The sequence below is a fragment of the Pseudomonas sp. BF-B-26 genome, from assembly GCF_019956495.1.
Classification (GTDB): domain Bacteria; phylum Pseudomonadota; class Gammaproteobacteria; order Pseudomonadales; family Pseudomonadaceae; genus Aquipseudomonas.
The window spans coordinates 92041-110807 of sequence record NZ_JAHBDP010000053.1; the positions used below are offsets into that span (position 1 = coordinate 92041).

Consider the following 18767-nt stretch of genomic DNA (forward strand, 5'->3'; position numbering starts at 1 on the left):
TAATGATCACGGCGCGCATTATGCCGTGGGTTGTCGAGAAACATTCTTTATTACGCACAAAAGCCCCGTTCATAGAGATGAACGGGGCTTGTCGCTGATTTCAGTTTCCATTCTCACTGTAGGAGCACAGCTTGCTCGCGATGACGGTGTGTCAGCCAACATCAATGTTGAATGTGCCGGCGTCATCGCGAGCAGGCTCGCTCCCACAGGATCAGAAGTGGAAGTTGGCGCTCAACAGGGCGGTACGACCCGCCGCCACGTGGGCGTAGTGCGTCTGGAACACCTGGTCGAAGTAACGCTTGTCGGTCAGGTTCTGCACGTTGAGTTGCAAGTCGACGTTCTTGGTCAGGGCGTAGCTGGCCATTGCGTCGTAGCGCCAGTAGGACGGGATCTCCACCGAGTTGGCGATGTTGCCGAACTGCGAGTCGACGAACGTGGCACCGGCGCCGACGGTCAACTTGTCCGGCACCAGGTCGTAGGTCGACCAGAACGTGAAGTTGTTCCGTGGGGTACTTGGCATGTGATTGCCTTCATCGACGGCGAGGGTGGTTTTGACCACTTCGCTTTCCATGTAGGTGTAGCCGCCGAAGACCCTCCAGTTACGGGTCAGCTTGCCGCTGTAGCTCAGTTCCAGACCATTGACCCGCTGCTCGCCGTCCAGCACTTGCGTGGTGGCGCCATCCGGATCGTTCATGCGCGCGTTGGTTTTTTCGGTGCGGAACAGTGCTGCGGTCAGCGACAAGTCGTCACCGAAGAAGTCCCACTTGGTACCGATCTCGTAGTTGCGGTTTTTTTCCGGGTCCAGATCACTGTTGTTCGCTGCCAGTTCCAGGCCACCGTTGCCGCTGGTTTCACCAGACGGGTTGCTGGAGGTGGAGTAGGCCGCGTAGATGCTGCCGTTAGGCAACGGGTTGTAGACCACGCCGATCTGGTAGTTGACCAGGTCGCTGGTGTTCTCACGGGAGAAGTCGTTCGCTGGCGCGGTGCTGCTGGCGTTGGCGTGGCCGCTGGATTTGACCTGGTAGTTGTCGTAACGCAGGCCCAGGTTCAGGGACCATTGCTCGTTGAACTTCAGTGTGTCGAATACGTAGGCCGCAGCGGTTTTGGTGTCGGTGTCGGTGAACGCGGCGCTGTCGGTGATCGAGCCGTTCCAGTGATCCCCTGGCGTCGGGTTCTGCAGGCTGGTGCAGTCGCCCGAGTTGAACAGGGCGCGGTTGCAGCGGGTGCCGCTGGCGGTCGAAGTCAGGATGTACGGGCGGTTGTGGGTGTCCTGATAGGAAAACTCAAGGCCGGTAACCAGGCTGTGCTCGATGGCGCCGGTGTTGAATTTAGCGCTCAGGTCGGTCTGGTTGATCCAGCCGCTGGACGTCGAGTTACGGCTTTTCGCGCCGCGATACACGCTGCCAAGCGCCGCGTTGCCCTTGCTGTCGTCCGGGTTGGTGACGATGTAATCGAGCGTCGAACGGGACATGCGGAAGCTGTTCGACACGGTCAGGTCATCATTCAGATCGTGTTCGATCTTGATGGTGCCGCTGTCGTTGCTGGTCTGGCGATAGTCGCGACTGGTGAGGCCGTAGAAGTTGTCACGATCGACATGCACAGGTTTATCGACGTTGTACTTGCTGCGGTTGGGGCTCAAGGTCAACGGGAGGCCGTAGTCGGGCATGTCGTCGGTTTCGACGTGGTAGTAGCCGACGGTCAGGCGGGTGTCGGTACCCAGGCCGAACGCGAAGGAAGGTGCCACGCCCCAACGGCTGACATCCACGGCATCACGGCCGGCGACGTTGGCTTCGTGCTTCATCAGGTTCAGACGAAAGGCCGAGGTGTCGGTCATCTGCTGGTTCAAGTCGAGGGTGGTGCGCTTGGTCTGGTCCGAGCCCCAGGTGAAGCCGCCGTTGTAGGAATTGCCCAGTTTGGCGGTCTTGCTCACCAGGTTCAGGCTGCCACCTGTGGAACCGGCGCCGGTGAAGGCTGACCCCGGGCCCTTGCTGACTTCGATCGATTCTATGTCGAAGATCTCGCGGCTCTGGGAGGCCGGGTCGCGCATGCCGTCGATAAACACGTCGCTTTCGGCGTTGAAGCCGCGAATGATCGGACGATCGCCGGCCGGGTTGCCGCCCTCACCGGCACCGAAAGTGATGCCCGGTGTGGTGCGCAGCGCGTCGACCAGGCTGGTGGCGCCCGTGTCGCGAATCACTTGTTGTGGAATCACGGTGACGCTTTTCGGCGTTTCGCGCAGCGGCGCGGTGTATTTCTTGTTGGCCGAGGTATCAGTCTTGTAGGAAGTCTCATCCTGGGCTTCGCCGTTGATAGCGGTAGCGCCCAGGGAAATCACGTTGCTCGGTGCTTTTTCGTCGATCTTTTCAGCCGCGAAAGCCATGTGGCCCGCAGAGCTGGCAGTGATCGCCACGCCAATTGCAGATGCGAGCAAGCGCGGTGAACTGACCGGTAATTGTGGTTGTTGGCGTGACATGAGAATTCCCCTCCCCAAGGATTTGAGGTCGCGGAATATAGGGTAAACAGGTATTTGTATCAATTGCGAAACGTTACTATTCGCGACAAATTTACATTCTTTACAATTTGCCCTTACGGTTTCGGGTGTCTCGTTCGTCGTAGGGGTTTTACAGAGTCAATAAGAATCAATACCATTGGCCCCCTTTGCCTTCAGGTGTCATCCCATGCTGCTGCACATTCCCGGCGTGTTCGCGAAAGAAGAAGTGCAGCGCATCCGCGAGGCTCTGGAACAGGCAGATTGGGCCGACGGCAAGATCACCGCCGGCTACCAGTCGGCCAAGGCCAAGCACAATTTGCAACTGCCTGAAGGTCACCCGCTGGCCAAGGAAGTTGGCGCGGCGATGCTGGAACGGCTGTGGAAAAATCCGCTGTTCATGTCAGCTGCGTTGCCGCACAAAGTCTTCCCTCCGTTACTGAACTGTTACACGGGCGGTGGCAGTTTCGACTTTCACATCGACAACGCCGTGCGCCAGCCCAAGGGCAGCATCGAGCGGGTGCGCACCGATTTGTCGGCCACCCTGTTCTTCAGCGAACCGGACGACTACGACGGCGGCGAACTGGAAATCCAGGACACCTACGGCACCCAACGGGTGAAGTTGCCCGCCGGCGACATGGTTCTGTACCCCGGCACCAGCCTGCACAAGGTCAACGCCGTGACCCGCGGCACTCGCTACGCTTCGTTCTTCTGGACCCAAAGCCTGGTCCGCGAAGACAGCCAGCGTGCCTTGCTGTTCGAGATGGACGGGGCGATCCAGCAACTGACCCAGGACATGCCCGACCACCCTTCGCTGATTCGCCTCACCGGCACGTATCACAACCTGTTGCGTCGCTGGGTCGAGGTATGAGTTATCAACTGCGCCGCCAGGAAGTCCTCGACGGTGATCGTCTAAAAGCCATGCTCGAGGAAAGCCCGGCGCGCGCTGCGCAGGCGATTCTGATCGCCGCCCGCGAAGGTGTACTCGATGCTCAAGCCTTGCTCGGGCAGATTCTTCTGGATGGCCGGGGTATCGCGCAGGATCAACCGCTGGCGTTGCGCTGGTTTGGCATCGCTGCCGGGCGAGGTCATCTGATGGCGCACAACATGCTCGGTCGGTGTCATGAGCATGGTTGGGGATGTGTGGCGGATGCTGCGGTTGCAGCGAGGCATTATCGAATCGCCGCCGAGGCCGGTCTGGACTGGGCGATGTACAACCTCGCCAATCTGCTGGCGACCGGGCGCGGTGTGGCGGTGGATCAGATTCAGGCGCTGGCGTTGTATCAGCGTGCCGCTGAAGCGGGTCACGCCAAATCGATGAATCTACTCGGGCGTTATCTGGAAGAAGGCTTGGTGTGCCCGGCGGACTCGGCAGCGGCGCGTGACTGGTATCGACGTTCGGCCGAGGGAGGGGATTTTCGCGGGCAGTTCAGTTTTGCGGCGGTATTGGCGGATGAGGGGCGTTTTGAAGAGGCACTCAAGTGGCTGGGGGACGCATTGACCGCAGGTAACTTGCCGTTTCTTCGTGTCAGCAGCGAGTCGCTGCTTGCTTCCCCACATCCGGCCATTCGCTCCATGGCCCAAGCCTGCCGGCAGCGAATGGCGTTACTGGGTGCTTAGACCGTGCCCCCTATCTTGTAGTAAAGGGCAACGGACGGCGATCAACCGCGCAGCCAGCGTCCCTGGAGCTTACTCATGTAACTGTGCAGTGCTTGACTGTTCTTGAGCATGAGTTCGCCGCGAGCCAGGATTTCATCGCGGGGCGCATACAGGACGGTGTCGAGAAAGGCATACAGCGAATCGATCAGCTTGTTGGTTTCACTGACATAAGTCTGTTGATGGGGAATGACTTTCTGGGTGTCATTCAACTGGCGGGTCCTGTCGTCATTATCGCGCAACTGTCTTGCCAGAGACGATACCCGTTCCTCACGCTGCGAGATGCGGGTCTGAATGATGCCCCGAGCCTTGGTCAGACTCTGGTATTTGATCAGCTCGTTGGCCTCGTCCAGAAACTTGGTGGCAACTATCACGCCGCCTTCCAGCGCGGCGCTCTGAGGGGTTGCCGGTTTATTGCCGATCAACGACTTCAATTGCTCCAGCAGTGGCTTGAGTCGGTCGATGAATGTCAGCTTCTCGAACTCCTTGATCGCTTCGTTGAGCACGGCCAGATCAGCAATCAGCTCGGCAAGCGGTACTTGTTCGGTACTGTGTTGCTGTTCCAGTTGAACTCTTGCATCGGCAAGTTCAGCGAGCCTGAAGCGGTTGTTGCTGATGCTCGCGCTCTGCACATTGAATACGCCGTCTTCCAGGCTTGCGTGCAGTTGCGAGATTTTATCAGTGCAAAGCTCCATCAGTTGACTGGTAATTTTCGAATAGCTCTCGATTGTGCTTTGAGTTTGCGTGTCTGGTTGGCGCTCTTTCAAAGCGCTCAGGGCATGCAGGGTCTCGCGCAAGTCATCGCTTTCCAGCGCCGTGATTGCTGAAGTGATGGCGTTGGCGACCAGTTGATCTGCTTTGCTGAGGGCACTATTGAGACCGATCAGTTCATCACCCAACGCTTTGATGTACAAGTTGGCAGAGCCCACGAGGGCTTGATAACGGATCGCCTCGCGGCTGTTGCGAATATTCGTCAGGTCGGGAAGTATGTAAGTAGCGAGTGTCATAAAGAAATCCTTTTTCGTTAGTTTTATGAAGGTTATTCGAATGCGCTAATAAGCGCGTTGGCATTGTTTTGAATGGTTTTCCAGTTTTTCAGAACCACTCGTAAACTCGATACGAAACTCCTGAGGGTCAGAAAGTCATTCATGCCCATTATTTTGTTTTGCGACGCGTTGATGTATTCGGAGATCGAAATCCACAATGTTTCAAGTTGCGATGTGCTTTGGATTGCGCCTTCTACGTATAGCAATAGGCTCTCCAGGTCGGTGCTTAGCAGCAGGAGAGTGCCGGCGAGAATGTCTTTTTGTTTAACCTGCTCGACCAGTAAATCTCGTTGATTGATTAGAGGGATTATGTATTTAAGTGTATGGAGTTTCGCAAATTGATAAATTCCTTGCGGATAAGGGCTCATTACAGCAAACACATGTGTGAAGAAACCAGGTTCGGCTTCTCGAAGCTTCTCATCAAGAAGTGCCTGCGCTTTGTCGATAGCCAGGTTCAGATCGGTAATCTGCCGATTGATTTCACTTGTATTGGCCAGTTTCATCTTGCTGCCGATGCCAATGGCCACTTTATCGTTGAGTTCAGTCTTGAAGTACTGCAAACGCAATACAATGTCCTGATTGTTCAGTTTCTTCTCGTCAATGGAGTTGGCAATAAATACCAGTGACTCTCGAATAGAGCCAAATCGTATTTTCTCCGTCTTCCCGATTTCCAGGGGGGGCAGGCTATTGATTTCTTCTTCAGTAAGCGTGCTGATCGTGCCGACATAATTTACATAACCGGGCATGCTCACGATGGCGTCGATAATCTCCTGGCCGAAACTTTCCAGGTCTTCCGAAAATGTTGCCAGGCTGCCACCAACTCGTTTCATGGACGATTCGATATCATTCCACGAGTTGGCGTTGTTAATGATTGTGTGATTGAGTTCGACAATGTCATAAGGTTCAAGGCCGACAATGTTGGTGCTTTTGGCTTGTAGTTGGTTTTCGACGGCTTCAATCGTGCGGGGCAGAGCTTTTGCCGTCGCTATGTAGTTCTTGATTTTCTGGATGTCGTTTTTTGTAATCAGCTTGGTTGAGCTCGTTTGCACTTTTTAATTCCTTTTAAAGTGTGTTGTGAGTTCGCAGGCTAATCGTGATTAAAGTGTTTGGTATATGTCTTGTGTGTAACTTTTTATTGGGCAGTGTTGATTTTTTCATGTTTAAATAAAAAACCCGTGCCAAGGCACGGGTTTTCAGGTGCTGCTAACTTTTATACGTAATATGACTTCAGCGGCGGGAAGCCATTGAACTCAACGGCGCTGTAGCTGGTGGTGTAAGCACCGGTCGACAACCAGTACAAACGATCACCGATCGCCAGGTTCAGCGGCAAGCCGTACTTGTAGTTCTCGTACATGATGTCGGCGCTGTCGCAGGTCGGGCCGGCGATGACCACTTCTTCCATTTCGCCTTTCTTCTCGGTCCAGATCGGGAACTTGATGGCTTCGTCCATGGTTTCGATCAGGCCGGAGAACTTGCCCACATCCGTGTACACCCATCGCTCAACGGCGGTACGGGATTTACGCGCGACCAGCACTACTTCGCTGACCAGGATGCCGGCGTTGGCGATCAACGAGCGGCCCGGTTCCAGGATGATTTCCGGCAGGTCGTCGCCGAAGTCTTCCTTGAGGAAACGGATGATTTCTTCAGCGTAGGTTTCCAGGCTGTTGGTGCGGGTGATGTAGTTGGCCGGGAAGCCGCCGCCCATGTTGATCAACTTCAGGTGAATGCCGTCTTCTTCTTTCAGGCGTTCGAAGATCACTTTGACCTTGGCGATCGCCGCGTCCCAGACGCTGATGTCGCGCTGTTGCGAGCCGACGTGGAACGAGATGCCGTACGGCACCAGGCCCAGGTCGCGAGCGAGGATCAGCAGGTCCATGGCCATGTCGGTCTGGCAGCCGAATTTGCGCGACAAAGGCCAGTCAGCAGTGGTCGAGCCTTCGGTGAGGATGCGCACGTAGACTTTCGAACCCGGTGCCGCCTTGGCGATGTTGCGCAGGTCGGCTTCGGAGTCGGTGGCATACAGACGCACGCCCTTCTCGTAGAAGTAGCGAATGTCTTTGGATTTCTTGATGGTGTTGCCGTAGCTGATGCGATCCGGGCCGACGCCCTGGTTCATCACTTTGTCGAGCTCGTAGATCGAAGCGATGTCGAAGTTCGAGCCTTTCTCTTTGAGCAGGTCAATGATTTCGACGGCCGGGTTGGCCTTGACTGCGTAGTAGACCTTGGCGAATTCGAAACCGGCGCGCAGGTCGTCATAGGCCTGGCTGATCATCGCGGTGTCGATCACCACGAACGGGGTTTCTTGTTTGTCGGCGAAGGCCTTCATTTTGTTGAAGGTATCGCGCGCGAAATAGTCTTCGACGTTGATCGACATGCTGGGAACTCCTACTGGCAAACTAGATTAATCAATGGGTGCAAATGAACGTCCTCCGTATCCCCACTTTGGTTCGCCTACTTCCCAAGGCATGTCGCCGAAAGCAAAAAGGCCATGGGAAGCGGTGCTTTCCCTTGGCCTTGCTGTCTCGTCGTCAGTACTTGAGCCGGATGGATCGTTTCCAGCATGGACGTTCGGCGCGAACTTTAGGGCGTGAGGGGCTTGAGATCAACAAAAAATGTCGCGTTTTTACACGCATCCGTCGTGCGGTCCCGGACAGCTACTGATGTAACCGACCTGCATGACAGTGTGATGTTCCCTTTATAGGGATATTTGAGGTGTATCAGAGGGGTTTGTAGTGCTGCCCTTCGCGAGCAAGCCCGCTCCCACAGAGGATTTGTGTTGTTGCACAGATCCAATGTGGGAGCGGGCTTGCTCGCGAAGGCGTCAGATCAGGCGACCGCAGTCTCAGCCGGCGAAACAATGCTGGTCTTGCCCCCACGGGACTTGCCGGAGCTCAGGTACTCGGCAATCGATTCCTGAGTCACTTCACCCAGGAACACCCGCTCCGCATCCATCACCGGCAACCACGAGCGGTTGAACTCGTACATGCGCGACAGCAGAATGCGCAAATGTTCGTCGAACGCGGCGGTGGCGTTGAACTCGCGCAAATATTGCGCGCAAGTACCCGTCTGACGGTGCAGGTCGCGACGGCGCACGTAGCCCAGTGCTTTATTGTCGGCGCAAGTGACCACCACATAACGACGGTCCAGTTCGTCCATCAACTCCAGGGCTTCAGCCACCGGCGTTTCCGGGCTCACCGACGGCGCGTTATCCGCCGCATCTTCGGCTTTCACCAGCAACAGACGCTTGAGCGTACTGTCCTGGCCGACGAAGTTGCTGACAAAGTCGTCCGCCGGGTGCGCCAGCAGCGTATCCGGGTGATCGATCTGCAACAGTTTGCCGGCGCGGAAGATGGCTATCTTGTCGCCCAGCTTGATCGCTTCATCAATGTCGTGGCTGACCATGATCACGGTCTTGTTCAGCGCACGCTGCATCTCGAAGAACTCGTTCTGGATCATCTCGCGGTTGATCGGGTCGACCGCGCCGAACGGCTCATCCATCAACAACAGCGGTGCATCCGCCGCCAGCGCACGGATCACGCCGATCCGCTGCTGCTGGCCACCGGACAACTCACGTGGATAGCGATTCAGATACTGCTTGGGTTCGAGCTTGATCATGCTCATCAACTCGCGGGCGCGGTCGTGGCATTTCTGTTTGTCCCAGCCCAGCAGGCGCGGAACGATGGTGATGTTTTCCTCGATGGTCATGTTCGGGAACAGACCGATCTGCTGGATCACATAACCGATGTTGCGGCGCAGGGTCACGGCGTCGAGGTCGGTGGTGTCTTCGCCGTTGATCAGGATCTTGCCGGAGGTCGGCTTGATCAGGCGGTTGATCATTTTCAGCGTGGTGCTTTTGCCGCAGCCCGATGGCCCGAGGAACACACAGATCTCGCCTTCATTGACGGTCAGGCTTACCGAGTCCACGGCTTTCACATCTTTGCCGTTGCTTTGGAAGGTCTTGCTGAGGTTTTGAAGTTCGATCATTTGAGCAGTCCTTTTGGAGTCAGCGTGCGTTGCAGCCATTGCAGAAGCAGGTCGGCGAAGATGGCCAGGAGACTGACCAGCACGGCGCCGACGATCAGCATCGACATGTCGCTGCGGCTGATTGAAGCGAGAATAAGTACACCCAGGCCACCGGCGCCGATGGTGGCAGCGATGGTCATCACACCAATGTTCATGACCACGGCGGTGCGCACACCGGCGAGGATTACTGGCACGGCGATCGGCAGTTCGACCATGCGCAGGCGTTGGCCGAAGGTCATGCCGATGCCGCGGGCGGCTTCGCGAATGCCGGGGTCGACGCCGGTCAGGGCGAGGTAGGTGTTACGCATGATCGGCAGCAGCGAGTACAAAAACACTGCGGTGATCGCCGGCATCGGGCCTAGGCCCTGGCCGAATTTGGAGTAGAACGGCAGCAGCAAGCCGAACAGGGCAATCGACGGAACCGTCAGCAGCACCGTAGCGCTGGCTTGCAACGGGCCGGCGAGGGTCGGGAAGCGTGTCATCAGGATGCCCAGCGGCACGCCGACCAGAATCGCCAGGGTCACGGCAATGCCGACCAAGGTGATGTGCTGTCCGGTCAGTTGCAGGACCAACGGCCAGTCGAGATGGGAAAAGGCGTTCAGAAATTCCATGTCTTTTCCTCCTTAGTTGAGCGGATGTTGGCGCAGGAAATCTGCAGCAACGGATGAAGGACTTTCGTGATCGACATCGACCCGCGCATTGAGCTGACGCATGGTGGCGTCGTCGAACAGTTCGGCCAGCGGCTTGAGCTCTTCCGCGAGTTTCGGATGGGCGTCGAGGTAGACCTGACGCACCACCGGCGCAGCGGTGTAGTCCGGGAAGTAATGCTTGTCGTCTTCCAGCAGTTTCAGCTTGAAGGCGTTCAAACGACCGTCAGTGGTGTAGACCAGACCGGCGAACACCTGACCATTGCGCAGGGCGGTGTAGACCAAACCAGCATCCATCTGCCGGATGTTTTTGCGGGTCAGGTTCATGCCATAGAGGTCGACCATGCCGCCCAGACCGTCGGAGCGGTTGGCGAACTCGGTGTCCAGGGCGACGAGGTGATTGGTCTTCGCCTCAGCCTGCATCACCGTGTTCAGCTCGCTGATGGTGTTGATCTGCGGGTAAGCCTTGGCGGTGTTTTCTGGCAGGGCCAGGGCGTAGGTGTTGCTGAATTTCGACGGGGTAAGCCAGATCAGGCCTTTTTTCGCGTCGAGTTCTTTCACCTTGGCGTAGGACTGAGCGCTGTCGAGCTTGTCGGTGATGTGGTTGTAAGCCACCAGCGACACGCCGGTGTATTCCCACATCAGGTCCAGCTGACCACTTTCGTGGGCGCTGCGGGCCAGGTTACTGCCCAGACCGCCGGTTACTTGAGTGTCGTAACCCTTGGTGCGCAGGTACTGGGAGGTGATTTCCGCCAGCAGGGTTTGTTCAGTGAACACCCGGGCGCCGATGCGGATCACCGGTTTTTCAGCGGCTTGGGCAAATCCTGCGAACAGCAGGGCGCAGCCTAGTAAAAAGCTAAATGTCTTCATAAAGATTCCTTTGCCGAGGCTTAAGACGGGCGCAAGCCGCGTTCGAGCCAGAGGCGGCTGGCAAGTGTCACCAGGCCGTCGAGCAGCAAGGCCAGCAGGGCGGTGCAGGCCGCGCCGAGCAGCAGTTGCGGCTGATTGTTCAGGGCGATGCCAGGGAAAATCAGGCTGCCCAGACTGTTGGCGCCAATCAGGAACGCCAGCGGTGCGGTACCGACGTTGATCGCCAGCGCCACGCGCACGCCACCGATGATGATCGGCACGGCGTTCGGCAGTTCGACCCGCCACAACACCTGAGTCGGTGTCATGCCGATGCCGACGGCCGCTTCCTTGAGCGAACCCTGGACGTTTTTCAGGCCTTCATAGGTGTTGCGCACGATCGGCAACAGCGAGGCGAGGAACAGGGCGAAAATCGCAGGGCCGCTGCCGATGCCGAGGATACCCAGGGCGATGGCCAGTACGGCAAGAGGCGGCACGGTGTTGCCGATGTTGAAGATCTGCATGAAGCGTTCAGCGCGGCCCACCATGTTCGGGCGGCTGAGAAAGATACCGGCGGGTATGCCCACAACAAGGGCGGCCAGCATGGAAGCGAGGACAAGAATCAAATGGGCTTGCAGGTAAAACAACAAATCGTCGCGGTAATGTTCGATCGTGTTGATGCCAATCCAGTGGACCAGCAGGGCCAGGAGGGCGACGACAACCGCACCTCCTATCAGCCCCTTGCCATAGCGAATAGCCACAGGCGGACTCCTTTTTTCTTTGTCGGCGAACGCAGTCCCGAGTGGCAAGGCCATTCCTGGCTGCCGGGATGATCAACGTTCGCGAGAAGCAGCTCTTCATGCTGATAAAACCGCATGAGATCGAGCCATAAGCGCAGCCTCGTCAGGCCAACTTGCTGATTTTTCAGCCCCTGGTACGAGTGCCGTAACAGGGGAGTGGACGTCTGCACCTTTTAAAAGGTTCCATATTTAGCAGCAATTAGCCACCCATGATCTCCCTTCTGGCCCATCCTTCGCCATTGGCGACAGGGCGAACGGTGGTCCGTAGAGGTCGGTTTGCGCTATACTCGCCGCCCTTTTTTGAATCACCTGCCAGGCGATTTCCCATGACCAAACAGGCCGCCGAAGTCGCGAAACGCCGCACTTTCGCCATTATTTCCCACCCCGATGCCGGTAAAACCACCATCACCGAGAAGCTCTTGCTGATGGGCAAGGCGATTGCGATTGCTGGCACGGTGAAATCTCGCAAATCTGACCGCCATGCCACCTCCGACTGGATGGAAATGGAAAAACAACGGGGTATTTCCATTACCACGTCGGTCATGCAGTTCCCGTATCGCGACCACATGATCAACCTGCTCGACACCCCGGGCCACGAAGACTTCTCCGAAGACACCTACCGCACCCTGACGGCAGTGGACTCGGCCTTGATGGTCCTCGATGGCGGTAAGGGTGTTGAGCCTCGGACCATCGCGCTGATGGACGTCTGCCGTCTGCGTGACACGCCGATTGTCAGCTTCATCAACAAACTCGACCGTGACATCCGCGACCCGATCGAACTGCTCGACGAAATCGAAGCGGTCCTGAAGATCAAAGCGGCGCCGATCACCTGGCCGATCGGCTGCTACCGCGACTTCAAGGGCGTCTATCACCTCGCCGACGACTACATCATCGTCTACACCGCGGGCCACGGCCACGAGCGCACCGATGTGAAAATCATCGAGAAGCTCGACTCCGATGAAGCCCGCGCGCACCTCGGTGACGAATACGATCGCTTCGTCGATCAGCTGGAACTGGTACAGGGCGCCTGTCACGAATTCAATCAACAGGAATTCCTCGACGGCCAGCTGACCCCGGTGTTTTTCGGGACTGCATTGGGCAACTTCGGTGTCGATCACGTGCTCGACGCCGTGGTCAACTGGGCGCCGAAACCGCTGGCCCGTGTCGCCAACGAGCGCACCGTGGAACCGGTTGAAGAGAAATTCGCCGGCTTCGTGTTCAAGATCCAGGCGAACATGGACCCCAAACACCGCGACCGTATCGCCTTTATGCGTATCTGCTCCGGCAAGTACGAAAAAGGCATGAAGATGCGCCACGTGCGCACCGGCAAAGACGTACGGATCGGCGATGCGCTGACCTTCTTCTCCTCCGAGCGTGAGCAACTGGAAGAAGCCTTCGCCGGCGACATCATCGGTTTGCACAACCACGGCACGATCCAGATCGGCGACACCTTCACCGAAGGCGAAGTCCTGGGCTTCACCGGTATCCCGCACTTCGCCCCGGAACTGTTCCGTCGCGTGCGCCTGCGTGACCCGCTGAAATCCAAGCAACTGCGTCAGGGCCTGCAGCAACTGGCGGAAGAGGGCGCCACTCAGGTGTTCTTCCCGACGCGCAGCAACGACATCATCCTCGGCGCCGTCGGTGTGCTGCAGTTCGATGTGGTCGCCAGCCGTTTGAAAGAGGAATACAAGGTCGAGTGCTCCTACGAGCCGATTACCGTGTATTCCGCGCGCTGGATCGATTGCAGCGATAAGAAAAAGCTCGAAGAGTTCAGCGTCAAGGCTGTGGAAAACCTCGCCATCGACGGCGGCGGTCACCTGACCTACCTGGCCCCGACGCGGGTCAACCTGGCGCTGATGGAAGAGCGCTGGCCGGACGTGAAATTCCGTGCGACGCGTGAGCATCACTAAGCGCTGATGGCGATATCCAAAACCCCGTTGCGAAAGCTGCGGGGTTTTTTATTGCCCCCGATTTCATCCAGTTAAGCGAATCCCTGTGGGAGCGGGCTTGCTCGCGAAAGCGATAGGCCAATCAACATGGATGTTGAAGCTGATGGCCTCTTCGCGAGCAAGCCCGCTCCCACAGGGATTGTGCTGGCCTCACCGCAGTGGGAGAAATGTGCCCTGGTGGAACACCATCTGCCATTGCTCGCCCTGCTTGCGCCAGATCGAACTGCGCAAGCTGTTGGCGGGGGAGCGCTGGTCGATGGCGACGGTGTGACATTGATAAGTCACCAGGGCCGCATTTTCTGAGAGCTGTTTGGCTGTGAAGTCACTGATGGTGCGCAGAGAGAAAGGCTGAAAAGGCAACTGTTCGACCAGCTCGACCTTGTTCCAGACGCCACCGCTGGCGCCGAACTCGACAAAGTCGTCGGCGATAAGGCAGGAGATTTCTTCTGCGTCGCGCCGGGTTGCCCGTGACAGTAAGCGTTGTTCCAGATGCAGCAGTTTTTGAGACAGATCCATGGCAGTGGCCTTTGTCTGAGTTATTCGGCATTACCTTAACGCAGCACACAATATGAGCTCGAACCCCAGATTAATCTGGCACTGATGACGGATGTTGGCTGGGCGTGAAATTCCTTGCGGTGCGTAAACATCACTCAGCGAAGAGATGTCACCCGAAACTCACGGAGGGCCTGTTTTTATCTCTGGTCCGGCCCGAGGTGATGCGTGTGGGAAGTTTCTGTAAGCGTTTTTTCTGAGGTTTGTAGCTTGGGTCTGCTTTTCAGCTATCAAGGTTTTGACCAGAGACAAGGGAGTTCTTGACGTCTAGCGTTCGAAAGACATTCGCAAGTAGCGAATATCCACGAACAGGAGCGCTGGACAAATGGATGTGATGAAAAACGGTACAGATGCACTGGCAACCCGGAGACCTGAGGATCCCATTTCGGTTATCGAGCGCTACTACGATCTGATCGTCGCCAGTGCTCCCGGCTTCGAAGTCAGCAGCAGCGACGATGCTTTCGAACCCTCAATGAGGTTGCCTGAACTGGATCCTCGTATGCAGGCCTTCCTGTCGGTCGCCACCGCGCAGTTTTTTGAAATGGGCCGCTACCGGGATGTGCCGTTGCGTTTGTTCGACCTGAGGCAGAACCCAAATACTCAAACAACAAAGACCTTTGCCTCGACACTAATCGTTGCACGTGCCATCCGGCATATTCAGGAAACCGGTGAAAGCATCCTGTTGTTTTCGCCATCCTCCGGTAACAAGGCGATTGCACTGCGTGATGCAGTTCTGCGTGCATTGAAGACCAAGTTGGCACATCCCGAGCAATTGCGGATTGTCACGCTGACGCCTGCCCAGACGACCGGGAAATTGCGTAGAACCGAACTTTATGACGACCCTCGGTTGCGTGCACTCAACCCTGTATTTGTGCTTGATACCGAGTCGCCGGAAGCGGTGAAGGTTGTCGGACAGCAGTTCAAGGCTCTTTTCAATCGCCGTCCATTAGGTGATTCGAAGTTGTGGCATTCCCTGCGGCTTGAGAATTACCGGTTTTCTGACCAGGTCCGGGCGTTTTTTGACTTTGAATATGGCGACGCCTGGGACACCGATCGCAGGACCGTACATGTGCATGCGGTGTCTAGCGCATACGGTCTTTTGGGATATTGCTCAGGTGTGGAGGTATTGAAACGTCAAAGGACCCCAATTTCCATACCTTCGTTTTTACTGGTTCAACATCTAGCTACCAGCGATATGGTGCTGCACTTACTTGACGGCAACTTCGAGGGTGCTTCTGCACCCAGCTATACCCAAGCTCCAAACGGGTTGTGGGTGCAGACAGTGTCTGCGCATTTTCCTGCTGCGACCTGGAGTCTCGATGAGGTTCTAGAGCCCACTTTTTATACTCACTTGCCGCCTACTGCAGAAGAAATGACTGGGCACGTCAGGGCCAATGGCGGCTCAGGAATAATCGTTTCGCTTTATGAGTGCATGCAGCGTTACAGCGAATGCGTTCAGTTGCTCGCCGATACGCCAGTCAGATTGCCAGCCGATCCACGGGACCTGAAAGAGTGGTCATTGGTTATGGCGATGACAGGTTGCATGAATGCGATTGATCGACAGTTACTAGAGGGTATGGAAGGTTGCACCATTCATGCTTCGGGCTCCTACTGTCGGGAGGACTACGAAGCGATTCCAGCCGAGGGATTGTCATTCATCAGCAGCGCTGAAGAGATGATGGAGATCCTCAGCAGGTGCTCTAAGTCATGAGTGCGAGACCTTCCATGCCTGGCGAAGCGCTCTGCCACTTCCGTGTTTACAGGGGACATTCCAGAGCTGGAAGACCTGCAAGTCTTGTTTATGTCGGAGTAGCAGAAGGGCTGCTCTACATCGCTCCTTTCGTGGATCAATGTTTTTTCGAGTTTTCCTCTGTAGAGCGGGAAGGGACTCTGGAGTGGAATCAACTTGAGATATTCATAAAGAGGAACCGAACCACTATGTGCGTGTTGATGGCTCCCGAAGAGGTTGTTCATCTATGCCAGCAGCAGGGCGATATTGTGGGCGTAAGCCGGATTCACCAGAAAGTCGACGTTTCTGCTGGTTGGGAGCATGTTCTGAGTCAGATCTCCCATCGAGAAAGCAAACGTCGTATTCAGGCTGTCAGGCAAGGGTTTGATTTTGACGTATCGCTTGAAGATGAAGATTTTTTCGCCTTCTACCGCTCCATGCATGTCCCGACAATGAGTGCTCGCTACGGTTCATTTGCTCGGAGTGTGCCGGAGGATGCGGCTTATCTGGATTTGTTCAAACGAGGAGTATTGTTTCGGGTTCATTTGAATGATGAGTGGGTCGCGGGCAGTGTTTCCCAGATTGATAAATCGGTTCGTACCTTGAATGCACGGTTGATCGGGGTAAAGGGTGGTGCCGCGGTTTGCCGGGAAAATGGAGCGCAGAACTTTGTTTATCACGCGATTCTGGAATGGGCATCCAATCAACCCTTCATTGATTCTGTCGACTTTCAGGGCTGTGAGCCATTTTTGAGTAAGGGAACATTCCAATACAAAAAACGCTTTGGGGCTCAGGCCTTTGTTCCGGATAACGCGTTTGGCCACTGGCGGATATTGATTCGAACGCCAACGCTTTGTGCTTCAACCCGACAATTCCTGATCAACAACCCCCTGATTGGTCTGGATGCTGAGGGTCGGCTCCAAGCGCAGTATTTTTACGATGCAAATCATAAGATTCGCTCGGACATTTCTTTCGTTTCAAAAGGCATTCACAGCCATGTGAGTCTTAATCTGGACCAATGGCATGATTAGTCGGTTCACCCACATGACTCGGCTGGTTGGATACTTCTGTTCAATGGCCTGGGTCCTTGCCACGTTGATCTTTATCAATCGCTTGAGTGCCATGGTCAAACTGTTCATGGCGCTGTACCTGCGTCAGGAACTGGGGTTTTCGATTGAGACGGTTGGCTGGTTGTTATCCGGTTACGGGGCCGGCTTGCTGATAGGGTCAATGGTCGGCGGACTGCTCAGTGATCATTTCTCCACGGCGCGGCTTACGGCCGCGTTGTTTTTTGTTTCTGCATGGATACTGGTCTTGTTGGGGCTGGTCACTGATGTGACTTTGCTGGGCGGGTTGCTGCTGCTCAGTGGTGCTCTCGACGGTGCGATTCGTACGCTTCATCAGCGTTTGCTTATGGAGCATTGCGAAGTTAAGCAACGCGTTCGCGCGCAGTCGTTGAGCCGCGTCGCGAGCAACCTGGGGATGGCGGTAGCCGGGGTGGCGGGTGGTGTCCTGGCGCAGACTGATTTTCGCTGGGTGTTTTTTGTCAGTGCGGCGATGACGGTGCTGGCCTTGGTCTGGTTTGTACGGTCGACATTTCATCGCGAAGCTTTTTTGATGGAGGAGGACACGGATACAGCTTCGGGATTATGCACACCGTATCGGGACAAGCCTTTCCTTTGGTTGTTGGCGGCTTCCGTGCTACTGGGCCTGGCCTTTGAACCGGTCTACAGCATGCTGGGTAACTATCTACTTGATTACTATCGGTTGGGTACTGAGTTCATCGGGTGGCAATTCGCACTCAATGCGATGCTCGTGGTGACGCTGCAAATTCCGTTTTCTCACTGGGGGGAGCGATGGGGGGCTCGACGGCAACTGCTGGCTGGCAGTCTTTTGTTGGCTTGCGGACTTGGAATGCTGCCTCTGGGGACCGGAGTGTTGTTTGTCTGCCTGTCGACGGTGATTTGGACGCTTGGCGAAATTCTTTTCATGCCGACCCTCAATGTCCTGGTCATGCAGCGTGCACAGGCGGGAAAGAGCGGGCAGTACTTTGGTCTTTTTGCCATGTGCTGGAGCACGAGCGTGCTGCTTTCGCCGACGCTTGGAGGCCAGCTCTATGGTTATTTTGGCGGGCATAGTGTCTGGATCGCTAGCGCGGCTCTGGCGTTGCTGGCCATACCGCTGATTTATCAGGCGACTCGTTTTATCGGGGCCTCGAAGGGTTCTTCCCTCCGCGCGCGGCGAGCCTGCTTCACTTAGCTGATCTGGTTAAAGGCATTGTTCACAACCCATCTCCCCGCCAAGGAGCATTCCGTCCATTCGTTAGCGTCCTATCTGGAGAACCGAATCAATCGGAACTGGATTTTATTCAGCGCCAGATTGTCGAGTAAGGTTTTTCTGTAGGTCTTTTTTCCTGATTTCGTAGCTTGTCTCTGTTTTTCTGTTCTCGGTACTTTTACCCGCGACAACCAAATCGCTGACGTCTAACGTACAGGGCACACTTCACAAGCAGCACTTTCCACGAGCAGGAGCACAAGGGATCAATGGAATGACCGGTAGGCTCACTCACCTGCTGCGGCTGGACGGCTATTTCTGCGTAATGGCCTGGGTGCTGGCGGCGTTGTTGTTCATCAATCGCTTGAGCACCATGGTCAAGCTGTTCATGGCGTTGTACTTGCGCCAGGAACTGGGGCTTGCGATTGAAACCGTTGGCTGGTTGTTATCCGGATACGGGGCTGGTTTGCTGATCGGGTCAATGGTCGGCGGACTGCTCAGTGATCATTTCTCCACGGCGCGGCTCACTGCCGCGTTGTTTTTTGTCTCGGCATGGGTATTGGTCTTGTTGGGGCTGGTGACTGACGTGCCTTTGCTGGCTGGGTTGCTGCTGTTCAGCGGTGTACTCGATGGTGCGATTCGCACCCTTCATCAGCGGTTGATCATGGAGTATTGCCAGGTTGCGCAGCGTGCTCGTGCGCAGTCTTTGAGTCGTGTTGCCAGAAACCTGGGTATGGCGGTCGCCGGGGTGGTGGGT

16 protein-coding genes are annotated in these 18767 nt (G+C 56.1%); 7 read left to right on the plus strand and 9 right to left on the minus strand.

The genetic code is table 11. The features are described 5' to 3' along the window. Window positions 1-211 precede the first annotated feature (211 nt). Entirely contained in the window at window positions 212-2473 is a 2262-nt protein-coding gene (locus KGB03_RS04665) for a TonB-dependent receptor (protein WP_223526460.1), read from the minus strand. A 205-nt stretch (window positions 2474-2678) separates the two neighbouring features. Between KGB03_RS04665 and KGB03_RS04670 the strand changes: the two genes are divergently transcribed. Continuing rightward, entirely contained in the window at window positions 2679-3359 is a 681-nt protein-coding gene (locus KGB03_RS04670) for a Fe2+-dependent dioxygenase (protein WP_223526461.1), read from the plus strand. Then, on the plus strand, window positions 3356-4108 hold the full coding sequence (locus tag KGB03_RS04675) for a tetratricopeptide repeat protein (RefSeq protein WP_218538049.1): 753 nt from the start codon (window positions 3356-3358) through the stop codon (window positions 4106-4108). Before KGB03_RS04670 ends, KGB03_RS04675 begins: the two co-directional genes overlap by 4 nt. Window positions 4109-4149: 41 nt before the next feature. Here KGB03_RS04675 and KGB03_RS04680 read toward each other — a convergent pair whose 3' ends face one another. The 7 genes from KGB03_RS04680 to KGB03_RS04710 form a co-directional block, all read right to left on the minus strand. After that, the gene (locus KGB03_RS04680) at window positions 4150-5151 is read right to left on the minus strand and encodes an alpha-xenorhabdolysin family binary toxin subunit B (RefSeq protein WP_218538048.1); all 1002 of its coding nucleotides are present in this window, start codon (window positions 5149-5151) and stop codon (window positions 4150-4152) included. A 32-nt stretch (window positions 5152-5183) separates the two neighbouring features. Continuing rightward, on the minus strand, window positions 5184-6239 hold the full coding sequence (locus tag KGB03_RS04685; protein ID WP_074873714.1) for an alpha-xenorhabdolysin family binary toxin subunit A: 1056 nt from the start codon (window positions 6237-6239) through the stop codon (window positions 5184-5186). Between the two features lie 161 nt (window positions 6240-6400). Next, window positions 6401-7564 carry a type III PLP-dependent enzyme gene (locus tag KGB03_RS04690; RefSeq protein ID WP_218538046.1) on the minus strand — a complete coding sequence of 388 codons (1164 nt, stop codon included), beginning with the start codon at window positions 7562-7564 and terminating at the stop codon, window positions 6401-6403. 452 nt (window positions 7565-8016) lie between these two features. Continuing rightward, window positions 8017-9174: a betaine/proline/choline family ABC transporter ATP-binding protein gene (locus KGB03_RS04695; protein ID WP_008148962.1), complete on the minus strand. Its 1158-nt coding sequence runs from the start codon at window positions 9172-9174 to the stop codon at window positions 8017-8019. Beyond that, a complete protein-coding gene (locus KGB03_RS04700; RefSeq protein ID WP_008148960.1) occupies window positions 9171-9824 on the minus strand; it encodes an ABC transporter permease in 654 nt (217 codons plus the stop codon). Before KGB03_RS04700 ends, KGB03_RS04695 begins: the two co-directional genes overlap by 4 nt. A gap of 12 nt (window positions 9825-9836) precedes the next feature. Next, a complete protein-coding gene (locus KGB03_RS04705; RefSeq protein WP_223526462.1) occupies window positions 9837-10730 on the minus strand; it encodes a glycine betaine ABC transporter substrate-binding protein in 894 nt (297 codons plus the stop codon). Between the two features lie 20 nt (window positions 10731-10750). Next, entirely contained in the window at window positions 10751-11467 is a 717-nt protein-coding gene (locus KGB03_RS04710) for an ABC transporter permease (protein WP_218538044.1), read from the minus strand. Window positions 11468-11832: 365 nt separating this feature from the next. Here KGB03_RS04710 and KGB03_RS04715 point away from each other — a divergent pair, with 365 nt between their 5' ends. Further along, window positions 11833-13416, plus strand: coding sequence for a peptide chain release factor 3 (locus KGB03_RS04715; RefSeq protein ID WP_056742891.1), 1584 nt, complete (start codon window positions 11833-11835; stop codon window positions 13414-13416). A gap of 189 nt (window positions 13417-13605) precedes the next feature. Here KGB03_RS04715 and KGB03_RS04720 read toward each other — a convergent pair whose 3' ends face one another. After that, the gene (locus KGB03_RS04720) at window positions 13606-13971 is read right to left on the minus strand and encodes a DUF4440 domain-containing protein (protein WP_111450441.1); all 366 of its coding nucleotides are present in this window, start codon (window positions 13969-13971) and stop codon (window positions 13606-13608) included. Between the two features lie 361 nt (window positions 13972-14332). On the opposite strand from KGB03_RS04720, the gene KGB03_RS04725 reads away from it, so the two are divergent. The 4 genes from KGB03_RS04725 to KGB03_RS04740 form a co-directional block, all read left to right on the plus strand. Next, on the plus strand, window positions 14333-15718 hold the full coding sequence (locus KGB03_RS04725; RefSeq protein ID WP_223526463.1) for a DUF6002 family protein: 1386 nt from the start codon (window positions 14333-14335) through the stop codon (window positions 15716-15718). Then, window positions 15715-16767, plus strand: coding sequence for a hypothetical protein (locus KGB03_RS04730; protein ID WP_223526464.1), 1053 nt, complete (start codon window positions 15715-15717; stop codon window positions 16765-16767). Before KGB03_RS04725 ends, KGB03_RS04730 begins: the two co-directional genes overlap by 4 nt. Next, window positions 16760-17995 (plus strand): MFS transporter, encoded by a 1236-nt coding sequence (locus KGB03_RS04735; RefSeq protein ID WP_111450439.1) that lies wholly within the window; start codon window positions 16760-16762, stop codon window positions 17993-17995. Before KGB03_RS04730 ends, KGB03_RS04735 begins: the two co-directional genes overlap by 8 nt. 289 nt (window positions 17996-18284) lie before the next feature. Continuing rightward, the coding region (locus tag KGB03_RS04740; RefSeq protein ID WP_223526465.1) for an MFS transporter at window positions 18285-18767 on the plus strand (483 nt) is incomplete at its 3' end.